The organism is Aeromicrobium sp. PFPM2_SD2, from assembly GCF_057364525.1.
The window spans coordinates 1-7,841 of the sequence record NZ_JBNFNZ010000066.1 but is presented as its reverse complement, the minus strand read 5'-3'; the positions used below and the strand labels follow the sequence as shown (position 1 = coordinate 7,841).

Here is a 7,841-nt window from a genome sequence, read left to right as displayed (position 1 = left end):
CGCGCAGCCGCGTGGCCGGGCGGGTGACGGTGACGGCGACCTGCGCGGAGGCGTGCCGGCAGTGTTGGCGGTGCTCACGCGGTAGACGGACGTGCCGAGGGCCGGCTTGACCGTGACGCGTCCGTGGGTCGCCTTGACGCCGCGCCAGGCGCCGGACGCGGTGACGCGGTCGGCACCGGTCGAGGTCCAGGTCAGCGTGGTGGACTGGCCGCGGCGCAGCTCGGTGCGCCCGATGCTCAGCTTCACGGTGGGCTCGGCGACGGTGGGCGGCGTGGACCGGACGGGGGCGGTCTCGGCCGACGTCACCGTCGCGTCGGTGTAGCCGGTCAGGTGCGCGGTCACGCGGACGCTGATCCGCGCGCCCGCCTGGGCAGCCGCCAGCACGAACGTGGACGACGTCGCGCCGGGGATCTCGTGGCCGCCGGCCAGCCACTGGTAGTCCACCGACGACGGCGTCGGATCGATGCTGCCGGCCGTGGCGGTCAGCGTCTGCCCGACCTCGGCCTCGCCCCCGACGGCGGGAGCCGGCGGGGTGGTGAACGTTGGGGGCGTGACGACGACGGCCAGGCTGTCGTGGGGGCCGGCGTCGAAGGCGGTGACACGGGCACCATGCGGCAGCGTCGGCATCGGGACGGTGGACCACGGCTCGTAGCCCCATGTGGTCAGGCTGTCGTCCTCGGTGAGGGCCAGGGAGTACTCGCCGCCGGCGGAGATGGCGGTCGTCCTGCCCATCACCGAGCTCGGCACGTCCGTCTGGCCGAGGTCGTGCCGGCCCCAGGCGACGACGTCCCCGTCGTCCGTCAGCGCCAGCGAGAACGAGGCGCCGGCAGCGATGGCGACGACGGTCCTGCCGGTCAGCGACGCGGGGACGCTGGACTCTCCGAAGTAGTTCGAGCCCCAGGCCGTCACCCCGCCGTCCTCGTCGAGGGCGAGCGAGTGGGAGCCACCTCCCGCGACGGCGATGAACCGCTTCGTCGCCGTCGGCGCGTTGGTCTGTCCGCGCTCGTTGTTGCCCCAGGCAACCACGTCGCCGTCCTCGGTGAGGGCCAGGACGTGCTCGGTGCCGGCATCGATCTGGACCACCTTGCGACCGGCCAGGCTGCCCGGGACGTTCCGGAGGCCGTAGCCGTCGTAGCCCCAGACGGTGACGACCCCGTCGTCGGTGAGGGCCATCGAGGGCAGGGCGCCCGCGGAGACGGCCACGACCTTCTTGCCGTCCAGCGACGCCGGGACGTCGGCCTGGCCGTGCGGGTTGGAGCCCCAGCCGGTGACGACACCGTCCGCGGTCAGCGCGAGCGAGTGCCACGATCCGGAGGCGACGGCCACGACGGACTCGCCGCTGAGGGACGCGGGCACGGTGCTCGAGTCATGAGCGCCCCACGCGATCACGGAGGCCGGCGGCGTCGGCGCCGCCTGCGCCGGGGTGGCGACGAGGGCAGCGGGGCGGCGACGAGCGTCGTCCCGAGCAGGAGGGTGAGCAGGCGGCGAGCAGCGCGATGCATGGGGGTCCTTCGGGTTCGTGCGGGGGAGAGGCCCGCACGTACGCCCGAGCGGCGTGGTGCGGCAGGCGGTCCGAGGACGTCCTGCTGCGGCACCGCCGAGCCTAGGCGGCGTCGGCCCGCCGCGTGGCAGAACGCTCAACTCGGACCGAGTCTCACGCTGCGGTCGCCGTCCCAGCAGGTGGGACGCGCTGGGTACAGTCGCCAGCGTGCTTCAGATCGAGCGGGCCATCCACGACGCGATCGTCGAGCACGCCCGTCGCGACCACCCCGACGAGGCGTGCGGCGTGGTCGCCGGCGCGTACGGCTCGGACCTGCCCACCCGCCACGTCCCGATGCTGAACGCCGCGATGTCGCCGACGTTCTACGAGTTCGACTCGGCCGACCTGCTCGCGCTCTACCGCGAGATGGACGCCCGCGACGAGGAGCCGGTCGTGGTCTACCACTCCCACACGGCGACCGAGGCGTACCCGTCGCGCACCGACATCACCCTGGCCCAGGAGCCGAACGCGCACTACGTGCTCGTCTCCACCCGCGACGGCGCCCACGAGTCCGGGCCGGTCGACTTCCGCTCCTTCCGCATCGTCGACGGCGTCGTCACGGAGGAAGAAGTGCGCGTCGTGGAGCGTTACGACACCGACGAGTCCCCCCAGAAAGCGAAGTGACATGGCCATCGAGGTCCGCATCCCGACCATCCTGCGTCCGTACACCGGCGACCAGCGCGCCGTCGAGGCCGGCGGCTCCACCGTCGCCGAGCTGATCGACGACCTGGAGTCGCGTCACGAGGGCATCAAGGAGCGCCTGGTCGAGGACGGCGACGTGCGCCGCTTCGTCAACGTCTACGTCAACGACGAGGACATCCGCTTCACCGGCGGCCTGCAGGCCCCGGTCTCCGACGGCGACACCGTCGTCATCCTGCCGGCCGTGGCCGGCGGGTCCGTCGCCTCGCTCTGATGGCGCGGTTCGACTCGCTGCTGGCCTCCGTCGGCAACACCCCGCTCGTCGGGCTGCCGCGGCTGTCGCCGTCCCCGGACGTGCGGCTGTGGGCCAAGCTCGAGGACCGCAACCCCACCGGCTCGATCAAGGACCGCGCCGCGCTGCGGATGATCGAGGTGGCTGAGGCCGACGGCACGCTGCGTCCGGGCTGCACGATCCTGGAGCCGACCAGCGGCAACACCGGCATCTCGATCGCCATGGCCGCGCGGCTCAAGGGCTACCGCTGCGTGTTCGTCATGCCCGAGAACACCTCCGAGGAGCGGCGGCAGCTGCTGCGGATGTGGGGCGCCGAGATCGTCTCCAGCCCGGCGGCCGGCGGCTCGAACGAGGCGGTGCGGGTGGCCAAGCAGATCGCCGCCGAGCATCCCGACTGGGTGATGCTCTACCAGTACGGCAACCCCGCGAACGCCGAGGCGCACTACCGCGGCACGGCGCCGGAGATCCTGGCGGACCTGCCGGAGGTCACGCACTTCGTCGCCGGGCTCGGCACGACCGGCACCCTCATGGGCGCCGGCCGGTTCTTCCGCGAGCACAAGCCGGACGTGCGCATCGTCGCCGCCGAGCCGCGCTACGGCGAGCTGGTCTACGGCCTGCGCAACCTGGACGAGGGCTTCGTCCCCGAGCTGTACGACGCCTCGCTCATCGACAGCCGCTTCTCGGTCGGCCCGCGCGACGCGGTGCGCCGCGTGCGCGAGCTGCTCGACCAGGAGGGCATCTTCGCGGGCGTCTCGACCGGCGCGATCCTGCACGCCGCGCTCGGCCAGGCGGCCAAGGCGGTCAAGGCCGGGGAGAGCGCCGACATCGTCTTCGTCGTGTGCGACGGCGGCTGGAAGTACCTGTCGACCGGCGCCTACGAGGGCACCATCGACGAGGCCGAGGACGCCCTCGAGGGCCAGCTCTGGGCCTGAGCCCGTCCGCGGCCCGGGGCTCACTCCCGGGCGTGACCGTCCTGGGCGGCGATGAGGTCGCGGTACCAGGCGAACGAGTCCTTGGGCGTGCGCGCCAGCGTCTCGAAGTCCACGTGCACCAGGCCGAACCGCATGGCGTAGCCCTCGGCCCACTCGAAGTTGTCCATGAGCGACCAGTGGAAGTACCCGCGCACGTCCACGCCGGCGTCCATCGCGTCGCGCAGCGCCCGCAGGTGCGCCTCGGTGTAGGCGACGCGCCGGTCGTCGGCGACGCGACCGTGCTCGTCGGGCTCCTCGTTGAACGCCCCGCCGTTCTCGGTGATGTGGATCGGCGGCAGCGCGACGCCGTACCGCTCCTTCATCCCGACCAGCAGCTCGGTGAGCCCGTCGGGGCGGATCGGCCAGCCGAAGTCGCTGTGCTCGTCGCTGGGGACGTCGACGAGCGTGAACGGCAGGTCGTCGGGCAGCTGCGCCCCGTCCGACGCCGCCACGGCGTGCTCGCCGCCGGGCGCCGAGACGGCCTGCGGGTTGTAGTAGTTGACGCCCAGGAAGTCGATCGGCTGGTTGATCGTCGCCAGATCGCCGTCGCGCACGTCCGGCACGAGGTCCTCGAACCCGTCCACGCCCCACCGGCCGAGCAGCACCGGGTCGAGGAAGAGCCGGTTGTAGAGGGCGTCGAAGAACCCGGCGGCCTCGGCCGACTCCGGACGCTCGTCGCCGGGCCAGACCGGCACGTGGTTGTTCGCGATGCCGACGCTCGCCGCCCCGGCGGCCCGCAGCGCCTGGACGCCCCCCGGCCGTGGGCGAGCAGCTCGTGGACCGCCACCTGCAGGGCGCCGAAGCCGAGCTGCTTGCCCGGCGCGTGGCGCCCCGTGGCGTGCCCCATCATCATCAGCACGACCGGCTCGTTGAGCGTCATCCAGCGCGTCACCCGGTCGCCGAGCCGCTCGGCCACCACGTGGGCGTACTCGGCGAACCGGTCGGCGATCTCGCGCGTCTCCCAGCCGCCGCGGTCCTCCAGCGCCTGCGGGGTGTCCCAGTGGAAGAGCGTCACGCTCGGCTGGATGCCCTTCGCCAGCAGCGCGTCGACGAGCCGCTCGTAGAAGTCCAGCCCGCGCGGCTCGACGGTCAGCCCGTCGGGCATGACCCGGGGCCAGGCGACCGAGAACCGGTAGGCGTCCACGCCCAGGTCGGCCATGAGCGCGACGTCCTCGCGGAAGCGGTGGTAGTGGTCGCACGCGACGTCGCCGGTGTGCCCCTCGCGCACCGTGCCGGGACGCGACGCGAACACGTCCCAGGCGCTGGGGCCGCGGCCGTCCTCGGTCACGGCGCCCTCCACCTGGTAGGCGGCCGTGGAGACGCCCCAGACGAAGTCGGGGCCGAGCTGCAGGTCGGTCATGGCGTCAGTGTGCGGGCAGCCGGGATCACCGGCCGGACGCGACGCCCGCCACACCGGCGGCTCTCGCCTAGGTGCGGCCCGCCCGCGCAGGTACGCTCTCGGCTTGTGGCTGACGCACCCATCGGGATCTTCGACTCCGGCTTCGGCGGGCTCACCGTCGCCCGAGCCGTGCTCGACCAGCTCCCGCACGAGCCGGTGCTCTACCTGGGCGACACCGCCCGGCAGCCCTACGGGCCCAAGCCGATCTCGGCGGTGCGCGAGTTCGCGCTGGAGTGCCTGGACCACCTGGTCGACCAGGGCGTGAAGGCCCTCGTCATCGCCTGCAACTCCGCCAGCGCCGCCGTGCTGCGCGACGCCCGCGAGCGCTACGCCGTGCCGGTCGTGGAGGTCATCGTCCCGGCCACCCGCCGCGCCGTCCGCGCCACCCGCAACGGACGCGTCGGGGTCATCTGCACCGAGGCCACCGCCACGTCCCAGGCCTACGACGACGCGTTCGCGGCCAACCCGGACGTCGAGCTGTTCACCCAGGCCTGCCCGCGCTTCGTCGACCTGGTGGAGGCCGGCGTCACCAGCGGGCCCGAGCTGCTGGACGTCGCCCGCGCCTACCTCGCGCCGCTGCAGGCCGCCGACGTCGACACCCTCGTGCTCGGCTGCACGCACTACCCGCTGCTGACCGGCGTCCTGTCCTACGTCATGGGCGACGGGGTCACGCTCGTCTCCAGCGCCGAGGAGACGGCCAAGGACGTCTACGGGCTGCTCGTGCGCGAGGGCCTGGAGCGCGACCCCGCGCTGCCGGCGCCGCGCCACCGCTTCCTGACCACGGGACGACCCGAGGAGTTCGCCCGGCTCGGCCGGCGCTTCCTCGGCCCGGAGCTGGAGACGGTCGACCAGTTCGCGTGGCTGCGCCCGGAGGTGGTCTCGTGAGGCTGACGATCGTCGGGTGCGCCGGCTCCTACGCCGGCCCGGACTCGCCGGCCAGCTCCTACCTGCTCGAGGCCGAGCACGAGGGCGGCACGTACCGCCTGGTCATGGACCTGGGCAGCGGCGCGCTCGGCGCCCTGCAGCGCCACGTCGACCCGCGCGAGGTGGACGCCGTCGTGCTGTCCCACCTGCACCCGGACCACTGCATCGACCTGTGCGGGTTCTTCGTCTTCAGCAAGTACCACCCGACCGGCGCGCTGCGTCCGATCCCGGTGTGGGGCCCGGACGACACGGCCGACTACATGGCCCGCGCCCACGGTCCCGACGCGAGCACCGGCATGGACGACCAGTTCGACTTCCGCTCGTGGCGCACGGGGGAGCCGGTCGTCCTGGGCCCGTTCACCGTGACGCCCGTGCTCGTCGACCACCCGGTGCAGGCCTACGCGCTCAAGGTGCAGGCCGGCGGCGCGACGCTCGTCTACTCCGGCGACACCGGTCCGACGGAGGCGCTCGCGACGCTGACGGCCGGCGCGGACGTGCTGCTGTGCGAGGCGTCGTTCGTCGAGTCGCAGGAGAACCCGCCGAACCTGCACCTGACCGGGGCCGAGGCGGGGGAGTACGCCCGCCGCGGCGCCGTGAAGCGGCTGCTCGTCACCCACGTCCCGGCCTGGACCGACCGCGACGAGGTCGGCCGCGACGTGGCCAGCACCTTCGACGGCGCCTGGACGCTCGTCGAGGCGGGCCAGGTCTACGAGCTCTGACGCGTCCGGCCGGACGTCGGTGCGCCTGGGTAGGGTCGAGGCCATGACGACCCGCGAGGACGGCCGCGCCGTCGACGAGCTGCGCCCGATCACCCTGACCCGCCAGTGGCTGGACCACACGGCCGGCTCCTGCCTGGTCGAGTTCGGCCGCACGCGCGTGCTGTGCGCCGCGAGCGTCGAGCAGGGCGTGCCGCGCTGGCGCAAGGGCAGCGGCCTGGGCTGGGTCACCGCCGAGTACGCGATGCTGCCGGCCGCCACCCACGAGCGCTCCTCGCGCGAGTCGGTCAAGGGCAAGGTCGGCGGACGCACGCACGAGATCTCGCGCCTGGTCGGCCGCGCCCTGCGCGCGTCCATCGACCTCGAGGCGCTGGGCGAGAACACGATCATGATCGACTGCGACGTGCTGCAGGCCGACGGCGGCACGCGCACCGCGGCCATCACCGGCGCCTACGTCGCGCTGGCCGACGCCGTGGCCCACCTGAAGCAGCAGGGCGCCACGGTCGGCGAGCCGATCGTGGAGTCCATCGCCGCCGTCAGCGTCGGCATCATCGACGGCACCCCCATGCTCGACCTGCCCTACGTCGAGGACGTCCGCGCCGAGACCGACATGAACGTCGTCATGACCGGCAACGGCGCGTTCGTCGAGGTGCAGGGCACCGCCGAGGGCGCCCCGTTCGTCAAGGCCGAGCTGGACGCGCTCCTGGAGCTGGCGACCAAGGGCTGCGCCGACCTCACCCGCCTGCAGGCCGAGGCGCTGGCGCGATGAGCCCGCGCGTCGTCCTGGCGTCCAACAACGCCAAGAAGCTGGCCGAGCTGCGCCGCATCCTCGAGCCGCTCGTGCCCGGCGTCGAGGTGCTGGGCCTGGCCGACGTCGAGGCCTACCCCGAGCCGGCCGAGACCGAGCCGACCTTCGAGGGCAACGCGCTCATCAAGGCCCGCGCGTGCCGCGACGTCACCGGCCTGCCGTCGCTGGCCGACGACTCGGGCATCTGCGTCGACGCGCTCAACGGCATGCCCGGCGTGCTGTCGGCGCGCTGGAGCGGCGTGCCCAAGCACGAGGGCGGCGACGCGGCCAACAACCGTCTGCTGCTGGCCCAGCTGGCCGACGTCCCGGACGAGCGACGCGGTGCCACGTTCCGTGCCGCCGTCGCGCTGTGCCTGCCCGACGGCACCGAGATCGTCGAGCACGGCGAGATGCCCGGACGGGTGCTGCACGCCGAGCAGGGCGAGGGCGGGTTCGGCTACGACCCGCTGTTCGCCGCCGAGGGCCACGCCGTGTCGACCGCCGAGCTGACGCCCGAGCAGAAGGACGCCATCAGCCACCGCGGACGCGCGCTGGCGGCCATCGCCCCGCGCG

9 protein-coding genes and 1 pseudogene are annotated in these 7,841 nt (G+C 73.5%); 7 read left to right on the top strand and 3 right to left on the bottom strand.

Annotated elements, in window-relative coordinates; translation table 11 throughout:
• The coding region (locus tag AC2W7G_RS05370) for an RCC1 domain-containing protein (RefSeq protein ID WP_485867530.1) at positions 1 to 1,389 on the bottom strand (1,389 nt) is incomplete at its 3' end.
• Positions 1,390 to 1,708: 319 nt separating this feature from the next.
• On the opposite strand from AC2W7G_RS05370, the gene AC2W7G_RS05365 reads away from it, so the two are divergent.
• From AC2W7G_RS05365 to AC2W7G_RS05355, 3 genes are read left to right on the top strand one after another with little or no spacing between them, the layout of a single operon-like run.
• Positions 1,709 to 2,164: a M67 family metallopeptidase gene (locus tag AC2W7G_RS05365; protein WP_485867529.1), complete on the top strand. Its 456-nt coding sequence runs from the start codon at positions 1,709 to 1,711 to the stop codon at positions 2,162 to 2,164.
• A 1-nt stretch (position 2,165) separates the two neighbouring features.
• Positions 2,166 to 2,453 (top strand): MoaD family protein, encoded by a 288-nt coding sequence (locus tag AC2W7G_RS05360; protein ID WP_485867528.1) that lies wholly within the window; start codon positions 2,166 to 2,168, stop codon positions 2,451 to 2,453.
• Positions 2,453 to 3,403, top strand: coding sequence for a PLP-dependent cysteine synthase family protein (locus tag AC2W7G_RS05355; RefSeq protein WP_485867527.1), 951 nt, complete (start codon positions 2,453 to 2,455; stop codon positions 3,401 to 3,403). The genes AC2W7G_RS05360 and AC2W7G_RS05355 overlap by 1 nt, the downstream gene beginning before the upstream one ends.
• Positions 3,404 to 3,423: 20 nt before the next feature.
• Here the strand turns inward: AC2W7G_RS05355 and AC2W7G_RS05350 are convergent, their stop codons facing one another.
• The gene (locus AC2W7G_RS05350; RefSeq protein WP_485867526.1) at positions 3,424 to 4,137 is read right to left on the bottom strand and encodes a glycoside hydrolase family 1 protein; all 714 of its coding nucleotides are present in this window, start codon (positions 4,135 to 4,137) and stop codon (positions 3,424 to 3,426) included.
• 113 nt (positions 4,138 to 4,250) lie between these two features.
• Positions 4,251 to 4,802 (bottom strand): annotated as a pseudogene (locus AC2W7G_RS05345) (glycoside hydrolase family 1 protein); the annotation flags it as partial.
• A 105-nt stretch (positions 4,803 to 4,907) separates the two neighbouring features.
• Between AC2W7G_RS05345 and murI the strand changes: the two are divergent.
• The 4 genes from murI to rdgB form a co-directional block, all read left to right on the top strand.
• A complete protein-coding gene (murI, locus tag AC2W7G_RS05340; RefSeq protein WP_485867525.1) occupies positions 4,908 to 5,726 on the top strand; it encodes a glutamate racemase in 819 nt (272 codons plus the stop codon).
• Positions 5,723 to 6,484, top strand: a complete 762-nt coding sequence (locus AC2W7G_RS05335; protein WP_485867524.1) for an MBL fold metallo-hydrolase — start codon at positions 5,723 to 5,725, stop codon at positions 6,482 to 6,484. The genes murI and AC2W7G_RS05335 overlap by 4 nt, the downstream gene beginning before the upstream one ends.
• Before the next feature lie 43 nt (positions 6,485 to 6,527).
• Entirely contained in the window at positions 6,528 to 7,250 is a 723-nt protein-coding gene (rph, locus tag AC2W7G_RS05330; protein ID WP_485867523.1) for a ribonuclease PH, read from the top strand.
• Positions 7,247 to 7,841: RdgB/HAM1 family non-canonical purine NTP pyrophosphatase (gene rdgB, locus AC2W7G_RS05325; RefSeq protein ID WP_485867522.1), on the top strand; the 595-nt coding region annotated here is incomplete at its 3' end. The genes rph and rdgB, both read left to right, overlap by 4 nt.